The organism is Acinetobacter sp. BD54 (assembly GCF_044778325.1).
Taxonomy (GTDB): Bacteria; Pseudomonadota; Gammaproteobacteria; order Pseudomonadales; family Moraxellaceae; genus Acinetobacter; species Acinetobacter baumannii.
This window is the reverse complement of sequence record NZ_JANJEP010000001.1, coordinates 289,217-307,328: the sequence shown is the minus strand read 5'-3', so window position 1 is coordinate 307,328 and position 18,112 is coordinate 289,217. Positions and strand designations below refer to the sequence as shown.

General features: G+C 39.7%; 16 protein-coding genes. 10 read left to right on the top strand and 6 right to left on the bottom strand.

The window, feature by feature from the left end; genetic code table 11:
- Positions 1-19: 19 nt before the first annotated feature.
- Entirely contained in the window at positions 20-1,732 is a 1,713-nt protein-coding gene (locus tag NQ782_RS01515; RefSeq protein ID WP_000808297.1) for an AAA family ATPase, read from the bottom strand.
- A 230-nt stretch (positions 1,733-1,962) separates the two neighbouring features.
- On the opposite strand from NQ782_RS01515, the gene NQ782_RS01510 reads away from it, so the two are divergent.
- Complete coding sequence (locus NQ782_RS01510; protein WP_020753242.1) at positions 1,963-3,135, top strand: iron-containing alcohol dehydrogenase; 1,173 nt, start codon at positions 1,963-1,965, stop codon at positions 3,133-3,135.
- Positions 3,136-3,329: 194 nt separating this feature from the next.
- Entirely contained in the window at positions 3,330-4,298 is a 969-nt protein-coding gene (locus tag NQ782_RS01505) for an alpha/beta hydrolase (RefSeq protein WP_057094020.1), read from the top strand.
- Here the strand turns inward: NQ782_RS01505 and NQ782_RS01500 are convergent.
- Complete coding sequence (locus tag NQ782_RS01500) at positions 4,295-5,485, bottom strand: helix-turn-helix domain-containing protein (protein ID WP_000494375.1); 1,191 nt, start codon at positions 5,483-5,485, stop codon at positions 4,295-4,297. The genes NQ782_RS01505 and NQ782_RS01500 overlap by 4 nt on opposite strands.
- A gap of 143 nt (positions 5,486-5,628) precedes the next feature.
- On the opposite strand from NQ782_RS01500, the gene NQ782_RS01495 reads away from it, so the two are divergent.
- The 5 genes from NQ782_RS01495 (at position 5,629) to NQ782_RS01475 (ending at position 11,913) form a co-directional block, all read left to right on the top strand.
- Positions 5,629-7,140 carry an aldehyde dehydrogenase family protein gene (locus tag NQ782_RS01495; protein WP_001269055.1) on the top strand — a complete coding sequence of 504 codons (1,512 nt, stop codon included), beginning with the start codon at positions 5,629-5,631 and terminating at the stop codon, positions 7,138-7,140.
- A gap of 221 nt (positions 7,141-7,361) precedes the next feature.
- Positions 7,362-8,798 (top strand): ethanolamine permease, encoded by a 1,437-nt coding sequence (eat, locus tag NQ782_RS01490; RefSeq protein WP_001075440.1) that lies wholly within the window; start codon positions 7,362-7,364, stop codon positions 8,796-8,798.
- 16 nt (positions 8,799-8,814) lie between these two features.
- Positions 8,815-10,200: an ethanolamine ammonia-lyase subunit EutB gene (locus NQ782_RS01485; RefSeq protein ID WP_057094022.1), complete on the top strand. Its 1,386-nt coding sequence runs from the start codon at positions 8,815-8,817 to the stop codon at positions 10,198-10,200.
- Between the two features lie 10 nt (positions 10,201-10,210).
- A complete protein-coding gene (eutC, locus tag NQ782_RS01480; RefSeq protein ID WP_057094024.1) occupies positions 10,211-11,026 on the top strand; it encodes an ethanolamine ammonia-lyase subunit EutC in 816 nt (271 codons plus the stop codon).
- A 164-nt stretch (positions 11,027-11,190) separates the two neighbouring features.
- Complete coding sequence (locus NQ782_RS01475) at positions 11,191-11,913, top strand: glutamine amidotransferase (protein ID WP_001098471.1); 723 nt, start codon at positions 11,191-11,193, stop codon at positions 11,911-11,913.
- Between the two features lie 425 nt (positions 11,914-12,338).
- On the opposite strand, the gene NQ782_RS01470 is transcribed toward NQ782_RS01475, so the two are convergent.
- Positions 12,339-14,066: a glutamine--tRNA ligase/YqeY domain fusion protein gene (locus tag NQ782_RS01470; RefSeq protein ID WP_000803938.1), complete on the bottom strand. Its 1,728-nt coding sequence runs from the start codon at positions 14,064-14,066 to the stop codon at positions 12,339-12,341.
- 168 nt (positions 14,067-14,234) lie between these two features.
- On the opposite strand from NQ782_RS01470, the gene NQ782_RS01465 reads away from it, so the two are divergent.
- Together NQ782_RS01465 and NQ782_RS01460 are read left to right on the top strand one after the other, a co-directional pair.
- Positions 14,235-14,744, top strand: a complete 510-nt coding sequence (locus NQ782_RS01465; protein WP_000009660.1) for a peptidylprolyl isomerase — start codon at positions 14,235-14,237, stop codon at positions 14,742-14,744.
- A gap of 15 nt (positions 14,745-14,759) precedes the next feature.
- On the top strand, positions 14,760-15,479 hold the full coding sequence (locus NQ782_RS01460) for a UDP-2,3-diacylglucosamine diphosphatase (protein WP_057093632.1): 720 nt from the start codon (positions 14,760-14,762) through the stop codon (positions 15,477-15,479).
- 7 nt (positions 15,480-15,486) lie between these two features.
- Here the strand turns inward: NQ782_RS01460 and NQ782_RS01455 are convergent, their stop codons facing one another.
- A complete protein-coding gene (locus NQ782_RS01455) occupies positions 15,487-15,705 on the bottom strand; it encodes a hypothetical protein (protein WP_086231039.1) in 219 nt (72 codons plus the stop codon).
- A gap of 139 nt (positions 15,706-15,844) precedes the next feature.
- Between NQ782_RS01455 and nfsB the strand changes: the two genes are divergently transcribed.
- Positions 15,845-16,498, top strand: a complete 654-nt coding sequence (nfsB, locus tag NQ782_RS01450) for an oxygen-insensitive NAD(P)H nitroreductase (protein ID WP_057094057.1) — start codon at positions 15,845-15,847, stop codon at positions 16,496-16,498.
- Positions 16,499-16,536: 38 nt separating this feature from the next.
- On the opposite strand, the gene NQ782_RS01445 is transcribed toward nfsB, so the two are convergent.
- Positions 16,537-17,394, bottom strand: coding sequence for a DMT family transporter (locus tag NQ782_RS01445; protein WP_015451563.1), 858 nt, complete (start codon positions 17,392-17,394; stop codon positions 16,537-16,539).
- Between the two features lie 131 nt (positions 17,395-17,525).
- Entirely contained in the window at positions 17,526-18,050 is a 525-nt protein-coding gene (gene hfq, locus NQ782_RS01440; protein WP_000033652.1) for an RNA chaperone Hfq, read from the bottom strand.
- Positions 18,051-18,112 lie beyond the last annotated feature (62 nt).

Below are 18,112 nucleotides of genomic sequence, written 5' to 3'. Positions count from 1 at the left end.
TCATTAAGCCCATTAAACTTTATTCAATAAATAATAAAGCTAATCGAACCTGATCATATCCCATTCGAGGGCTGGTTGCCTCAACAATTGGTCTTAGTTTGATCGAACCATCATCAGAAAAATGATCCGGATTTTGGCGTTTTTTCAACTTCTTATAAATTTTACGCACTTCTTCGACCACTTCTTCACCAGGATGGGCAACCGAAATATCTAGCTTTTGTTCTTTATGCAGTCGAGCCAAGTGATTAATAATGGTTGCAGGTGTTAGACCACGTTCATGTGCAATATCTTCAATTTCGTAGCCTTCTTCAAACAATGCACGAGTTTCGTCCAAAGTCGCTGAGGCGTAATTTTGCTTCTCGCCTCTCGCTAGTTTTTTCTCATTTCTTGAAATTTCAGTTTCATTTAAGGTTCCACCACAATGACGAATAAAGGCTTTATGTTGAGCCGTTAAATCGACATTAGCAAAATTATCTTCGGCTTCTTTAGAAAGTTCTTGAAAACGGCGATCAGCTTTTACAGCCAGACTATCTAACTCCAAAGCTTGTTCATTAAAACCTAATAATTTTAACCCTGTTAAAGACTTCAAACGTGAGAGCGCAACATAACCTTGCCCTTTTTCAAAGGTATGCATCAGGTTAATTTCGGCAGCTTCCAAAGTCATACCTTGGCTTTTATGAATGGTAATCGCCCATGCCAAACGAAGTGGAATTTGCTGGAAACTTGCAATGACTTTTCCTGCTTCATTTTCAATTGACCATGTTTCAGGCGCTACCAGCAAAGTTGTACCATCGGTTAATTTTACCTTTGGCAATAACCCATTTTCGTCATCTTCTTCAAAACCGATCACCTCACCTAAGCTTCCGTTGATATAGCCCATATCAAAGTTGTTTTTTACAAACATGACTTTGGCATGCTTTTTAAGTGTGAGTTCTTCCGGAGCACGGACTGAAGATTTTAAGGTTTCTAATAACTTTTCATTACCGTCTAAAACAGCGTTGAATTGATGTCCTTCATTATCAATTTCATTTAAGTGCTGATAATTAATATTGTCGACATCCATGTTATGCGTATAAAGACGAGTAAAGGTTTCGCCAATGTCATGAGTACGGGATTGATGCAAAGCTTGCAAATGCTCGGTTTGAATACTTTGCGCACGAATCGCATTTAATATCTGATTCAGAATTTCATCATCTTGGCGGTGTTGTTCTGTTAAATAACATACCCGAAATTTGGCTTCGACCCATGCATCAGACATAAAACAGAATTTGTCACGGTTGGCTTCACCATTACGGCCTACGGGTGGCAACTGGAAGAAATCTCCAGCTACAATCACTTGAATGCCACCGAATGCTTCATCACTTTCTTTAAAATATTTTAAAACCTGATTGACCAGATTAAGCTGCTTCGCATGGAGCATTGAGATTTCATCGATGACAAGAACTTGCGCGTTTTCAAGGTGTTCCTTGAGATATTTACGCTCTTTCATGCGTTTCAAGTCATCGTCAGTTAGATGATCTTTGATGCCAATACCAGCCCATGTATGAATGGTCATGCCATTCATATGCGTTGCAGCAATACCGGTAGATGCTGTAATCGCTACAGGTACTTTACGCGCTTTTAAATAATGGATGTACTGATTGAGTGTATAGGTTTTCCCTGCACCAGCCGAACCGGTTAAAAAGACATTTTCACCTGCTTTTAGCAGTTTAAGTGCAGTTTCCTGTTTCATAATCTCATATGTACATCTTCAACAGCCCATAGCTTAACGATTTTCCCGAAAAATTTAAATGAATGAGCCAAATTTTCTATAAAAACAATATAAATCAATAACTAATATCAAGTTAGTATTTGGTAGGTTTTTGGTAGGTAGGAAAATAATCTACACATCACAATACTAAGGCCATGGTGAGGCTCACCTGTAATAACAAACAATGGATTTATGGAAAAAGGAATCACTCCATGGCTTTTAAAAATATTGCAGATCAAACAAACGGTTTTTATATTCCTTGCGTATCACTCTTTGGACCAGGATGTGCCAAAGAAATTGGAACAAAGGCGCAGAACCTCGGCGCAAAAAAAGCATTAATTGTGACCGATGAAGGGCTATTTAAATTTGGCGTTGCAGATCTTATCGCAAGCTATTTAACCGAAGCAGGCGTAGCGAGCCATATTTTCCCGGGCGCGGAACCTAACCCAACCGATATTAATGTCCACAACGGTGTGAATGCCTATAACGAAAATGGCTGTGACTTTATTGTGTCGTTAGGCGGTGGCTCATCTCATGACTGTGCAAAAGGGATTGGCTTAGTGACTGCGGGTGGTGGTCATATTCGTGACTACGAAGGCATCGATAAAAGTAAAGTCCCAATGACGCCATTAATTGCAGTCAATACAACGGCTGGTACGGCATCTGAAATGACTCGTTTCTGTATTATTACCAATACAGATACTCATGTAAAAATGGCTATTGTGGACTGGCGTTGTACTCCACTTATTGCGATCGATGACCCGAAACTCATGATTGCAAAACCGGCTGGTTTAACCGCTGCAACAGGTATGGATGCACTAACCCATGCAGTTGAAGCATATGTATCTACGGCGGCAAACCCAATTACTGATGCGTGTGCAGAAAAAGCAATCACCATGATTAGTCAATGGTTACAACCCGCTGTCGCAAATGGCGAAAACATCGAAGCGCGTGATGCTATGAGCTATGCGCAGTACTTGGCTGGTATGGCATTTAACAATGCATCTTTAGGTTATGTTCATGCAATGGCACACCAGTTGGGCGGGTTCTACAACCTACCTCATGGTGTATGTAACGCAATCTTGCTACCACATGTTTGTGAATTTAACTTAATTGCTTGTCCAGATCGTTATGCAAAAATCGCAGAATTAATGGGTGTAAATACCCACGGTCTCACCATAACAGAAGCTGCATATGCTGCAATTGATGCCATCCGTAAACTGTCTTCTTCAATTGGTATCCCATCTGGCTTAACAGAACTTGGCGTAAAAACTGAGGACCTCGCGGTGATGGCCGAAAATGCTCAAAAAGACGCATGTATGCTCACCAACCCACGTAAAGCAAACCATGCACAAGTTGTGGAGATTTTCAAAGCAGCACTTTAATACTGATGTAACGCTATGTTCCTGTAGTAAGTCAAATCCCTCCGACCGTTGACTTACTTTTTGGGGAATACTTAGCTCCAGCGGTATTCCCTTTTTTTAAAACCTATACTCCAACCTTCTCTAAACCTAATTGACAATTTGCCCATTTCATTGAAGGATACTCAACATGACTTAATGACAATAGCTCGATAAAAATGAATACATCTACAGCTAAACACAATTACGCCCCAGATATTTTAGGTGCCGGCTATGAACAGCTAACGCTCAACTTTCCAGATGATTATGAAGGTAAAGTTGTAGCCACCTTAGTTCGTAAAAAAGCCACTCAACCGACTCAAAAAGCCGTACTTTATATTCATGGTTTTTTAGATTATTTCTTTCAAACCGAAATGGCCGAGCAATTTAATGCCCATGGTTATGACTTCTATGCACTCGATTTAAGAAAATATGGCCGCTCAAAACTGCCTCATCAAATTTTCTATAATGTGCTCGATTTAAATGAATATGATGCCGAAATTACTCAAGCATTAGAGATTATTGGTCAAGAAAAACATACACAAGTTTTACTTGCAGGTCACTCAACAGGCGGCTTAACGGCAACGCTTTATGCTGCGCATCATCCTGATCATCCCCTCATTAAAGCACTCTGGGCGAATAGTCCGTTTTACGATTTTAATTTAAGCTTAGTCGAAAAGAAGTTTGGTATTCCCATGCTCAGTCGAGTAGGAAAATATCTGCCAAAAGTTAAATTTCCAAGCCAACTGAACAAATGGTACACCACCAGTCTTCATAAGCAGCTTAAAGGTGAATGGGATTTCAACCTCGATTGGAAACCAACCTCTGCCCCTACAGTTCAACTCAGCTTTGTACATGCAATTCATACTGCGCAAAAAGAAATTCACCGCGGGGTTAAACTGAATGTTCCCGCACTGATTATGCATTCGCACCAAACTAAAAACCCACGTAAATGGGGACCCGATGCAACTCAAAGCGATGTCATTTTAGACGTTAAAGACATTGCTAAATTTGGGAAAAAAATGAAAGGCGACGTCTGGGTTGTCTCTATTCACAATGGTTTACACGATTTAGTCCTTTCGGCCCAGCCAGTACGGGAACAAGTCTATCAGCAACTATTCCAGTGGCTGGATCAAAAAGTCACCTAACTTAGCTTAGGTGACTCAATATATTTCACTAGCAATTGATGCGCAGGATGTTCACTCGGTAATAACTCCATAAGACGTTCTACCGCATCGATTGCTTCAGGGAAATGAGCTAAATGCTTAAGTAATAAATCTGTTTCTTGTGTTTTAAAAATCGCATCACTTAAACGCGACTCAAGGCAGTCACGCCATGCACATAGAAACGGACTTTCGGTTTTTGCCAGAAATACGCCCGTATAAAGCTGCAATGCAGAGGCGACATATCCAGCATCAAGCGCTTGTTCAGCTTGTAAAAAATCGGCCTCAACATGCACAAGTAACCGATATGGACGTGAACCAAGCAAACCTCCCAATATATCTCGCAATTGAGACATTTCAGCTTTAAGCGTACCCATGCTTACTTTACGCTCACCATAAAGTGCCTGATAGAGATGCTCTAAGGTTAAACCATGTGGACATAGTGCCAATATCGTTAAAATTTCAATTTGACGCGGCGTCAATAATAAACTTTTGCCGTTAAATTTAACTTGCGGCGTCGAAAATGCCCGGATGTGTAAGTGCTGGCGCTGTTGTTCTAACAAGGCAGATTGAATAATGGAGGCACAACGCTCAGCAGCCAATATGCCCAAGGTATTATGGTTTTTCCATGTAGTTGATAAATCTACCACGCCCAAGGTTTGTTTTGAGTATGGATCGATAATGGGTGCCGCATAACAAACCCAATCGTGAATCGACTCCATATAATGTTCATTGGAAAAAACACAACTTGATTGTTGAGTTTTTAAAGATAACGCTAATGCATTCGTACCTACAAATTCTTCACGCCATTGACCACCTTGTACAAAATGTACACGTTCAGCGGCACTCTGCATTTGAGCACTTGAGGCTGTCCAGATAATGGTACTACCGATGTCACCCACAGCAATGACCATAGAAGATTGCTCTGCAATATGACGTAAGTCATCAGCACACTGGCTTAGTGCCAGATCCAAAGCATTTTGTGAAGCAGATTTTCTTTCAAGTAGAGGTGCTGCAAATCGTTCTTTAGGAATCGCAGCAGAAGCTGATCGTTCCCACGAGCTTGCAATACTTTGGCCGAGTTTGGCAGCGTTCTGAGGAGAGAGACTATTTTGCGTGCGCAGTTGATCAATCAACATCCGTTGCTGCAATAAATCCTTTTTTGTGAACATTTGTAAATTCCTTATATATTCACATTTCTATTCCAACCTTTCTCCAACCTTCTTCTTTATATCCTAATTATACAAAGTACGAAAGTACTTACTGACAGGGTTCTTGTTAGTCTTTAGTCCTAAAAAAGCAAAGGAATATTTATATGCGCTATATCGATCCAAATCAACCAGGCTCAAAAGTTCAATTTAAATCACAATATGAAAATTTTATTGGCGGTGAATGGGTTGCACCTCTAAAGGGTGAATATTTTGATAATGTATCACCAGTGGATGGAAAAGCTTTCACACGCATTCCACGCTCTAGTGCTGAAGATATTGAACTTGCTTTAGATGCAGCACACAAAGCGAAAGCTTCATGGAATAAATCTTCACCGACTACACGTTCTAATATACTTTTAAAAATTGCTGATCGTTTAGAAGCAAATCTTGAAATGCTTGCGGTTGCAGAAACTTGGGATAACGGTAAAGCAGTTCGTGAAACTTTGGCAGCTGACCTTCCACTTGCAATCGACCATTTCCGTTATTTCGCAGGATGTATTCGTGCTCAAGAAGGCGGCATCTCTGAAATTGATGAAGATACCATTGCCTACCATTTCCATGAACCACTAGGTGTGGTTGGTCAAATCATTCCATGGAACTTCCCGATTTTAATGGCTGCATGGAAGCTCGCTCCCGCTTTGGCGGCTGGTAACTGTGTGGTGATTAAGCCAGCTGAGCAAACTCCGGTAGGTATTTTGTTAGTTGCCGAACTCATCCAAGATATCTTACCGCCGGGCGTACTTAATATTGTGAATGGTTTCGGCGCAGAAGTTGGTCGCCCGTTAGCAACAAGCCCACGTATTGCCAAAATCGCGTTTACCGGTTCAACACAAACTGGGCAAATGGTGATGCAATATGCGACCGAAAATATTATTCCAGTCACGCTAGAGCTTGGTGGCAAGTCACCGAACCTTTTCTTTGAAGACATCATGGATAAAGAAGATGACTTCTTAGAAAAAACGCTGGAAGGTTTTGCCATGTTTGCCTTAAACCAAGGTGAAGTATGTACTTGCCCTTCTCGTGCTTTAGTACAAGAAAGTATTGCTGATCAATTTTTAGAGTTGGCTGTTGAACGTGTAAAACGTATTAAAACTGGTCATCCTCTCGATACTGAAACCATGATTGGTGCTCAAGCATCTTTGCAACAACAAGAGAAAATCTTACGTTGTATTAATACGGGCCGAGAAGAAGGTGCAGAACTCTTACTGGGCGGTAGTGGCCGTAAAGAAGTAGGTGATGGTTTCTATGTTGATCCGACTATTTTTAAAGGCCACAACAGCATGCAAGTTTTCCAAGAAGAAATTTTTGGTCCTGTATTGGCTGTGACAACATTTAAAGACTTTGACGATGCAATCAAAATTGCCAACGACACCATGTATGGTTTAGGTGCAGGTGTTTGGTCACGTTCAGCCCATATTTCTTACCGTGCTGGTCGTGCTATTGAGGCGGGTCGTGTCTGGACAAACTGCTATAACATCTACCCTGCGCATGCTGCATTTGGTGGTTACAAGAAGTCTGGTATTGGTCGTGAAAACCATAAGATGATGCTGGATCACTATCAACAAACCAAAAACTTGTTGGTGAGTTATTCAACCAAACCAATGGGCTTCTTCTAAGTTTCGCACCAAGTTGATACCAAGCTATCAATGCTAGAAGGAAGCAAGATCATTAATTGTATAAAAAGCCGGTAATTTAAATTGCTGGCTTTTTTATTTAGTACAGTCAGCTCTCAGATTTTTACTATCTGGAATAAAAAAGTATCATCTAATATTTAAAGCACATCATTTAGGCATTGCTTTTGCATTCATTCATACAAACCAACTCGCAGGAGTATTGTATGAATCAACCAGAAACAGCTTCCGTTATTTCTTCAAGTGCAGAAGTCTCATCAGCAGAATATTTTGCTCAGCGCCAACTTAAACAAGGTACCGTGGGTTGGTTACTCCTGATTGGTTTAGGCGTAGCTTATGTGATATCAGGTGATTTTGCCGGCTGGAACTTCGGTATTGCCCAAGGTGGTTGGGGTGGTATGTTTATTGCCACTGCTCTTGCTGCGCTTATGTACTTATGTCTATGTCTTTCTATGTCAGAAATGTCCACCATGATGCCGACAGCAGGTGGCGGTTATAGTTTTGCACGTGCTGCCTTTGGTCCTTTCGGAGGCTACTTAACAGGTACAGCGATTTTAATTGAATACGCAATTGCGCCTGCCGCTATTGCCGTATTTATTGGTGGTTATTGCGAATCTCTATTTGGTATTAATGGCTGGATGATTTACCTCGCCTGTTATGCCATTTTTATGGGTATACATCTCAAAGGTGCCGGCGAAGCTTTAAAAATCATGTTTGCGATTACACTTGTCGCCGCTGTTGCCCTTGTCGTGTTTATTGGGGCAATGATTCCACACTTTAATGCACAAAATTTATTTGATATTCCAGTTAGTACAGGTGTTGGCACAAGTCTTTTTTTACCTCATGGCTACTTGGGCATCTGGGCCGCGGTTCCTTTTGCTATCTGGTTTTTTCTTGCAGTAGAAGGTGTTCCTTTAGCAGCAGAAGAAGCAAAAGATCCAGCCAAATCTCTGCCACGCGGTTTAATCGGTGCAATGCTCATCTTAACAGCATTTGCCATGCTTATTTTGTTCTTGGGTGCAGGTGCAGCAGGTGCAAGTACTTTACAAAACTCAGGCGCTCCTCTGGTAGATGCTTTGGTTAAAGTTTATGGCACCAACACTTGGCTTGCGACATTCGTAAACTTTGTGGGTTTAGCTGGTTTAATCGCAAGTTTCTTCTCAATTATCTATGCCTATTCGCGTCAAATCTTTGCATTGTCACGAGCTGGTTACTTACCTACTTCACTCTCTTTAACCAATAAAAATAAAGCCCCTTATCTTGCAATTATTATTCCGGGCATTATCGGGTTCTTACTTTCACTTACCAAAGAAGGCGACTCACTGATTTTAATCGCGGTTTTTGGCGCAACTATTTCTTATGTGCTGATTCTTTTATCCCACATCAAACTGCGCTTATCTAAACCCGACATGCCTCGTCCTTATAAAACTCCAGGAGGAGTCATCACTTCAAGCATTGCACTAGTTTTAGCAGTCGCTGCTGTGGTCGCAGGTTTTGTTGTTAATCCGAAAGTGTGGTTTATTGCTGCCGGTATCTATGTCGTATTTATTGCTTACTTCTTGTTCTACAGCCGCTATCATTTAGTGAAAGGAACACCAGAAGAAGAGTTTGCAAATATTAAAGCCGCAGAACAAGAACTATAAATAAAAGGATGTAACTATGAGTTATCGCAATATTGTCGCCAATCAACAGTATCACTTTGCTGACCTAAAAACGTTAATGGCCAAAGCTACACCGTTACGTTCAGGCGATGAGTTAGCAGGTGTAGCTGCCAGAGATGCAACCGAACATGTTGCGGCACAAATGACTTTGGCTGATGTGCCATTAAAAACCTTTTTAAATGAAGTTGTAATCGATTATGAAACTGATGAAATTACACGACTGATTATTGATGAACATGATCTGGCAGCCTTTACCCCTATTTCACACTTTACAGTAGGCGATTTTCGAAATTGGTTACTTGGAGAAGATGCCACTGCCCAAAGCTTAAAAGCTTTAGCATCAGGTTTAACTCCAGAAATGGTGGCTGCTGTCAGCAAAATTATGCGCAATCAAGATTTGATTTATATCGCCAGCAAATGTGAAGTGGTCACCCAATTTCGCAACACAATTGGTTTAAAAGGACATCTTTCTACCCGTTTACAACCCAACCACCCTACCGATGATGTGCTCGGTATTTCAGCCAGTATTTTAGATGGGTTGATGTATGGCAATGGCGATGCCGTAATTGGCATTAACCCTGCCACGGATAACCTGCATAATTTGTCAGAGCTACTGAAATTGCTTGATCACGTCATTCAGGAATATCAAATTCCAACGCAATCTTGTGTACTTACGCATATCAGCTCAGGCATTCAACTGGCTGAAAAAAATGTACCGATTGATTTAATGTTCCAATCAATTGCCGGCACCCAACTGGCTAATGAAGGTTTTGGAATTTCACTTGATTTACTACAAGAAGGATATGAAGCCACCCTCTCACTCAAGCGCGGAACCATTGGACAAAACGTCATGTACTTTGAAACGGGACAAGGTAGTGCCCTATCAAGCAATGCTCATCACGGAGTAGATCAACAAACATTAGAAACTCGTGCCTATGCAGTGGCCCGTAAATACAATCCGCTTTTAGTGAATACAGTCGTTGGTTTTATTGGCCCCGAATATCTCTTTAACGGTAAACAAATTATACGTGCGGGACTGGAAGATCACTTCTGCGGTAAGTTACTTGGCGTGCCAATGGGTTGCGATATTTGTTATACCAACCATGCCGATGCCGACCAAAATGATATGGATGTACTTCTTACTCTATTTGGCGCCGCAGGCATTAACTTTATTATGGGGATTCCGGGTTCAGACGATGTCATGCTCAACTATCAAACCACTTCCTTTCATGATGCCCTCTATTTAAGACAACTCTTAGGTTTAAAACCCGCTCCTGAGTTCTCCGCTTGGCTTGAACAACAAGGGATTTTTAAACAGCAAAACTCTCAAATATGTTGGGCAGACCATATGCCTGACCAATTCTCTCGTCTGCTCATGAACTAGGGAGAACACTATGAAACTTAATCGTGATATTCAATATCCGTCCTCTACCCATCAGGATCAGTGGGAAAAGCTCAAACAGTTTACCGATGCCCGTATTGCTCTGGGTCGTGCAGGTTGCAGTATCCCAACACGCGCTTTACTTGAGTTTCAGTTGTCTCATGCACAAGCAAAAGATGCAGTTTATCAAGAGATGGATGTTTCCTATCTCTTGGAGCAATTAGCACAGCAGCAGCTGCAAAGTTTTCATATACAAAGTAATGCACCTAATAAAGAAATTTATCTTAAACGTCCGGATTTAGGTCGTCAGCTTTCAAACCCATCAAAAGATACCTTAATTAAGAAGTATGCAGAAAACCCGCAACAGTATGATGTTTGTATTGTGGTCGGTGATGGACTCTCTGCAAGAGCGATTGAAGCAAATGCCATCGTATTTATTGCAGCGCTAAGTGAACAAATTCAGCAAGAAAATTGGAGCCTTGCCCCGATTGTACTTGCAACAGGAAGCAGAGTTGCTTTAGGCGATGAAGTTGCAGAAATTTTTAAAGCATCCATGTTAGTCATGCTGATTGGAGAACGCCCTGGTTTAAGCTCTCCTGACAGTATGGGAATTTACTACACATGGAATGCATATTCAGGCTGTCTCGATTCCAAACGCAACTGTATTTCAAATGTTCGCTCAGCAGGTTTAAGTATTCCGGTTGCTGTACAACGTTTAATGGCATTAATGAGAAAATCGAAACAGCTTGGCTTTTCAGGAGTGAATTTAAAAGATGAACATCAACTTTCAAATATCGACCATAATGAAAACGCAAAGCTTTTATTTTAAATAGCAGGTTACGCGTAGATATTTCTTCCCTACAGAATATTTATGCGTAACAAGATTATCTTAACGAAAAATAGCAATTTTCAGGTATTGACGATTTGTATGGATATTTTCTTCTTTATATTTATCGCTATACTCCACCTATTGGTCCTCTCTGAATCATTTGTATGAACACAACAAACGCCTTTCCTAAAACTATTTATGCCATTCAGCATCTTGCTTTCGAAGACCTAGGTTCATTAGAAGATGTTTTTTATCAACTTGGGTTTCGTGTCCGCTATTTTGAAGCAGGTGTGGATGATTTAACACCAGCTTTTACACATGATGGTTTAACTATTATTTTAGGCGGCCCAATCGGAGTTTATGAAACCGAAGATTATCCATTTTTAAAAGATGAAATCGCTTTACTTAAACAACGCTTGGCAGCAGATAAACCTACACTTGGTATTTGCCTAGGCGCACAGCTTATTGCGCATGCACTTGGCGCCAAAGTATATGCAGGCCATCAAAAAGAAATTGGCTGGGGAGCCTTAAGCTTAAGTTTACGTCCTAATCAGGTATTATCGCCTTTGCTTAATAATGTGCATGTTTTACACTGGCATGGCGACACTTTTGACCTGCCTGAAAACGCAGTGTTATTAGCTAGTTCAGAGATTTATACTAATCAGGCATTTGAAGTTGGAAATAATATTCTTGCTTTGCAGTTTCATATTGAAACAACAGAAGAAAATTTTGAGAAATGGTTAATTGGCCATACATGTGAACTTCGTAATGCCAAAATTTCAATTCCGAAACTACGAGAAGAAAACTTACAATATGCTCAAGCACTTGAACATGCTGCATTTGAAGTTATTCAAAAGTTTCTAAAACGAATCGGATATAGTGGTTAAATTAGAAATTTTCTAATATCTACAAAGGTTAGAGTTTACCATTTGGTATTAATTGTTTATTTTTCAAGCAAAGGAAAGTTTATATTCTATCTTTGGAAACATTTCTTAAAATTTTCAGTGTATTATTAATTTGTAACATAAAATATACGCTGAATTACTATGGATATCTGGAAATTTATTAAAAGCTTTAATACGGTCAATACTTATTTATTGCTTTCATGCGTTCTCCTCATCATCTTAGTTCTTTATTTTTATGTGATTAACCCGGCCTAAGCTACTTTGCCAAGGACGTTAATCATAAAGAAAAAGAAAATATGAGAAGACACCTGAATAAAAAGCCCAACTTTACAGTTGGGCTTTTTATATCTTCTGTTTACTCACCACATGATATTCGTCTTGCGAAAAAGTAAGAGATAAGCAATCTCTTACTTTTTCTCAGGTTTGAAGCTGTCTTTTAAGTCAAGAACACGGTTAAACACAGGCTTCTCAGGAGTATGATCGTATTGATCAGCAACGAAATAACCTTCGCGTTCAAACTGGAAGCGATCTTCTGGCTTCGCTTGAGCTAAAGCAGGTTCGATTACAGCTTGAACCACTTTCAAAGAATCTGGATTTAAGTTTGCTAAGAAATCATCACCAGTTTCAGGGTCCGCTTCTGTAAACAATCGATCATAAATACGTACCTCAGCAGGAATACCTTTAGTTGCAGATACCCAGTGAATTACGCCTTTTACTTTGCGACCTTCAGGATTTTTACCTAAAGTATCCGGATCGATTGAACACTTCAGCTCAACGACTTCACCATTTGCATCTTTAATGACTTCATCACACTTAATCACATATGCATGGCGTAAACGAACTTCACCATCAGGAATTAAACGTTTAAAGCCTTTTGGCGGTACTTCTTCGAAATCTTTACGGTCAATATAGATTTCTTTAGTCAATGGAATAACGCGCTCACCCATATCGACATTAGGATGACGAGCATGGGTAAGGTCTAAATCTTCCGGTAAGTTCGTAAGTGTTACTTTTAATGGATTTAACACTGCCATACCGCGCGCTGCCGTATTCTCTAAAGATTGACGAATACAGAACTCAAGCATTGCGACATCCACAATACCGTCAGTTTTAGACACACCTACACGTTTACAGAAATCACGTAGGCCTTCTGGTGTGAAACCACGGCGACGCATACCGACAACCGTTGGCATACGAGGATCATCCCATCCATTCACATAACCGCCTTCAACCAATTTACGTAATTTACGTTTAGACGTAATGGTGTAATCTACGTTTAAACGAGAAGATTCGTACTGATGCGGCACAGCTTTAGACTTAACTTTTTCAACAATCCAGTCATAAAACGGACGGTGGTCTTGGAACTCTAATGTACAAAGTGAATGTGTGATTCCTTCGATCGCATCAGACAATGGATGAGCATAGTCATACATTGGGTAGATTTTCCACTTATCGCCTGTTTGGTGATGTTCTGAATGTAAAACACGATACAAAATTGGGTCACGCATATGTACATTCGGGCTTGCCATATCAATTTTGGCACGTAAAACAGCTTCACCTTCTTTAAGTTCACCATTGCGCATTTTTTCAAAACGAGCAAGGTTTTCTTCAACAGAAGCATCACGATATGGCGAATTTTTACCTGGCTCAACAAAGCTACCACGATTTAATTTGATTTCTTCTGGAGACTGCAAATCAACATATGCATCACCTTGTTCAATCAACTGAATTGCCCAAGCATAAAGCTGATCAAAATAACCAGAAGCATAACGTGGTTCGCCATTCCAGCTAAATCCAAGCCATTTCACATCATTGGCGATCCCATCAACATACTCTTGTTCTTCCGCATCGGGGTTAGTATCGTCAAAACGTAAATTACAAAGACCATTAAACTCTTCAGCAACGCCAAAGTTGAGGCAAATTGCTTTTACGTGACCAATATGTAAATAACCATTTGGTTCTGGCGGGAAACGCGTTACGATTTGTTTGGCACGTCCGGCAGCTAAATCATCGGTAATGACTTGGCGAACAAAATCTAATCCAGCCTGTTGTTCTTGCTGCGCAGAATCGACAGAGGCATGAGTATTCGGTGTCGGGTTGTTTGGCAGGTTCGAGACAACATCATTAGGCTTCATAGTGTATCAATCACTTCTTTGTAGATAAAATTTCGAAAAAATAAACGCTATCTTCATTTTTCACAAAGATTTTAACGTTTTTTACTTGCCTTGTAGTTTACAGTTTGCTTATGCTTCTCTCAACCAAAAACCCATGGTCAATTTGCCCATGTTTAGGAGATTAATGTAATGAGTTTTCCTCAAGTCGAATTAAACACCAACAAAGGTCGTATTGTTCTTGAGCTTAACACTGAAAAAGCACCGAAAACGGCTGCTAATTTTCTAGAATACGTACGTGACGGTTTCTATGATGGCGTGATTTTCCACCGCGTTATTGACGGTTTCATGATCCAAGGTGGTGGCTTTGACGAAAACTTCAAAGAAAAAGCAACTCGTGATGCGATTGAAAATGAAGCTGACAACGGTTTAAGCAACGATGTAGGTACCATTGCAATGGCACGTACTCAAGCTCCACACTCTGCTTCTGCACAATTCTTCATCAACGTAAAAAACAACTCTTTCCTGAACCATACTTCAAAAACTGCACAAGGTTGGGGTTATGCTGTATTCGGTAAAGTTGTTGAAGGTATGGACGTTGTAGAAGCAATCAAAGGCGTACGTACAGGTAACCGTGGTTATCACGCTGACGTTCCTTTAGAAAACGTTGTTATCGAATCTGCTAAAATTATTTCTGAATAATTTTAGGATAAAGCTGTGACTTATCTGTTTATTTCAGATTTACACTTGTCACCTGAACACCCTCGACTCGTTCGAGGGTTTTTAGATTTGTTGGTATATTATCAAAATAAACAAACACAGCTTTATATTTTAGGTGATTGGTTTAATGCTTGGATTGGTGATGACTATTCAGCGCCTTGGCTCGATGAAATTGTCGAGGCTTTAAAAGTATTTAACCAAAAAGGCAATCGCGTTTATTTCCAAGTGGGTAACCGAGACTTTGCTTTAAATCAGGTTTTCCTAGATAAGTTTAATGGTGTATTACTTCCTGATATTTATTATCTCAACATTGCAGGTCACCAATACCGTTTGGAACATGGCGATGCGTTATGTACTGATGATATTTCCTATCAAAGATTTAAAAAAATTATCCGAAATCCCTTCCTAGTTGCTTTTTTACGCCGCACCCCCTTGAGTTTCCGTACAAAACTGGTCAAGGGTTTTCGCAAAAGAAGCCATTCAGACAAACAGCAAAAAAGTTATGAAATTATGGATGTAAATGAACAAGCTGTTCTCTCTGCCCTCACAGATGTAGATATACTTATTCATGGACACACTCACCGTCCAGCAATTCATCAATTACAACATAAACAGCGGATTGTTCTTGGCGATTGGCGTGAAGATCATGCACAAATTTTAGAAATTGATCCCTCTTCACATCTGCAGCAAATCAAACTAACTGATTGGTATTATTAATTAATATTCAGTTATTTTTCAAATGCTTAGCTTGTTTATTTAAATCAAAATCCCAAATCATACATAGACAGGTAATAAATACAAATTTCCAGTTTATATGTGCATACTTTTGATATTCGATATATAAAATTAAAAGACACAATACAAATGCAAAAATCAGAAAGGCTTTAATAATTCTAATTTCTCGCAGCTTACTTTTTCGATTAATTGGTATTAATTCAAACATTTTCAATAAATTAGTAAAAAATTTATATAAGTATTATATTTCTTTATCACATTAAAATGCAGATGTTTTTCTCTAAAATCGCGTATGATGCCAAAGATTAGAACCCTTCCATTGTAATAAGATTGATATGGAGTAAAGTATGGATTTATTAAATACGGTTAAAAGTCGCTACACTACCAAAGCGTACGATCCCGAGAAAAAAATTCCTCAAGAAAAATTCAATAAGTTATTAGAAATTTTACGCTTTACCCCTTCTTCAGTGAATATTCAACCTTGGCATTTCTTGGTTGCAGACAATCCTACTGCTAAAGAACGCATTGCCAAAGCCTTAACAGGACGATATGCCTACAATGCCCCCAAGGTTCTTGAGTCATCACATACTCTTGTATTTTGTACGAGAACAGATATTTCATCCGAATATTTAAACCAGTTACTTGAACAAGATGATTTAAGTGGTCGTTTTAAAGATGAGAAAGCCAAACTTGGTCAAAAGGATACTCGTCATGGCTATGTTGAGTTTTACCGCAATGAGCAAAAGAATTTATTCGGCTGGATGGAAAATCAAACTTTTATCGCTTTAGGACAACTACTGTTTGCAGCTGGTCTTGAAGGCATAGATGCAACCCCAATGGGTGGCTTTGACGAAAATGTTTTAAATGAAGAATTTGGCTTAAAAGAAAAAGGCCTGCGTAGCTCTGTAATTGTTTCACTGGGTTATAGAAGCGAAAATGACTTCAATGCGCAATTGCCAAAATCTCGTCTGCCGGATGAAGTTATTTTTACACATTTATAAGAATTCAGTGGAGTTCAAAAGAACAGTCTTTTGAACTCCTATTTCATAGCTAAGGCTAAACTCACCAGTCCGCTTATTCCTAAAATAATTCCTACGATGGTTGGTAATTTTAATTTTTCTTTATATAAAACTACGCCACAAACTATTCCAAGTAACACGACCAAAATATTCATACTCGCAAAGACAATGGCCGGAGAATCTTTGAGTAAAATATGCGCTTTAACGTATAGGGCAATGTTTGAAAAATTTAGTACACCTAGCATTAGCCCAGCAAAAGTATTTTTAAAATGCCATGCTGAATTTTTTTGAAATATTAAATAAATAATCGATAAAACAAAGGCCGTTATAAAAATTAGATTTAAAGTCAAAGTAAACTGTAGGCCTAAGCTACTCGTATATTTTAACAAGATATCTACAGCGGCATATCCAAACCAGACACTCATCAAAGCAAAAATTGCTTTTTTTGACTGAGATCCGGAAGACTCGTTGAAATGACCTAATAAAATTAAGAGAACAGCAAAAATTCCCAAAGCTATCCCTAATAATTTAAGAGAATTAAACTGCTCTTGGAAAAAGAAATAAGCCGCCAATAAAGAAAGTACCACGGACAGCCGCTGAGCAATTTCGGTTTTGACAATACCTGCGTACTCTAAAGATTTAGCAAGGCATAAAAAAATACTCGGTAGAATGACGCCTAACGCCACAATTAGCCACCAAGGTGTATGTTGTATAGAAATATGCTGAATATCTGGCTTAAACCACAGATAACATAGCAAGCTGGCACTTGCGTAATTCCATGCAATCATTTGCATGGGTTGATATCCCTTTTTCTTTAAATTTTTAAGTAGTACAGAAACCAGAACACTGCACAATGCTGCAGCAAATATTAATACCATTTGCAAAGAACCTATTAATCTAAATTTTAAGAAACAGAGATGGACCGCAGGTAGCTTTAATATGCTTTTTTATATTTTTAAAGCCATAAAAAAACCAGTCATCACTGACTGGTTTTTTTCAAGCTAATCAATTAACGATTGTTTTCGTCGTCTTGACCATCTTCAAATTTAGAATCGTTATCAAAACCGCCTTGATGTCCGCCGAAGCCGCCTTGACCACCGAAGCCGCCTTGACCACCGAAGCCACCTTGACCACCGAAGCCACCTTGACCACCGAAGCCGCCTTGACCACCGAAGCCGCCTTGACCACCGAAGCCACCTTGACCACCGAAGCCGCCTTGGCCACCGAAGCCAGCACCTTGAGCACCACCAAAGCCAGCGCCTTGACCACCGAAGCCACCTTGACTACCACCCTGAGCTGGGAAACCTGCACCTTGTGCACCTGCTGGACGTGGGTTACGAGCTGGAACAACTGTAGAAATTGCGTGTTTGTAAACCATTTGACTTACAGTATTTTTTAATAAAACAACATATTGGTCAAAAGATTCAATATGACCTTGTAATTTAATACCGTTAACAAGGAAAATAGAAACTGGGATGCGTTCTTTACGGAGAGAATTTAAGAACGGATCTTGTAAAGTTTGACCTTTAGACATTTTTAACTCCAAAAAAAAATTTTTAAATCAGCGCAAAAAAACTATCTTTATTTTTCAACTAA

Coding starts and splice junctions, on each gene's coding strand:
- NQ782_RS01510 (WP_020753242.1), top strand. CDS start 1,963: ATGGCTTTTAAAAATATTGCAGATCAAACAAACGGTTTTTATATTCCT.
- eat (WP_001075440.1), top strand. CDS start 7,362: ATGAATCAACCAGAAACAGCTTCCGTTATTTCTTCAAGTGCAGAAGTC.
- NQ782_RS01465 (WP_000009660.1), top strand. CDS start 14,235: ATGAGTTTTCCTCAAGTCGAATTAAACACCAACAAAGGTCGTATTGTT.
- NQ782_RS01470 (WP_000803938.1), bottom strand. CDS start 14,066: ATGAAGCCTAATGATGTTGTCTCGAACCTGCCAAACAACCCGACACCG.
- NQ782_RS01475 (WP_001098471.1), top strand. CDS start 11,191: ATGAACACAACAAACGCCTTTCCTAAAACTATTTATGCCATTCAGCAT.
- nfsB (WP_057094057.1), top strand. CDS start 15,845: ATGGATTTATTAAATACGGTTAAAAGTCGCTACACTACCAAAGCGTAC.
- NQ782_RS01500 (WP_000494375.1), bottom strand. CDS start 5,485: ATGTTCACAAAAAAGGATTTATTGCAGCAACGGATGTTGATTGATCAA.
- NQ782_RS01485 (WP_057094022.1), top strand. CDS start 8,815: ATGAGTTATCGCAATATTGTCGCCAATCAACAGTATCACTTTGCTGAC.
- NQ782_RS01505 (WP_057094020.1), top strand. CDS start 3,330: ATGAATACATCTACAGCTAAACACAATTACGCCCCAGATATTTTAGGT.
- NQ782_RS01455 (WP_086231039.1), bottom strand. CDS start 15,705: ATGTTTGAATTAATACCAATTAATCGAAAAAGTAAGCTGCGAGAAATT.
- NQ782_RS01515 (WP_000808297.1), bottom strand. CDS start 1,732: ATGAAACAGGAAACTGCACTTAAACTGCTAAAAGCAGGTGAAAATGTC.
- NQ782_RS01495 (WP_001269055.1), top strand. CDS start 5,629: ATGCGCTATATCGATCCAAATCAACCAGGCTCAAAAGTTCAATTTAAA.
- eutC (WP_057094024.1), top strand. CDS start 10,211: ATGAAACTTAATCGTGATATTCAATATCCGTCCTCTACCCATCAGGAT.
- hfq (WP_000033652.1), bottom strand. CDS start 18,050: ATGTCTAAAGGTCAAACTTTACAAGATCCGTTCTTAAATTCTCTCCGT.
- NQ782_RS01445 (WP_015451563.1), bottom strand. CDS start 17,394: ATGGTATTAATATTTGCTGCAGCATTGTGCAGTGTTCTGGTTTCTGTA.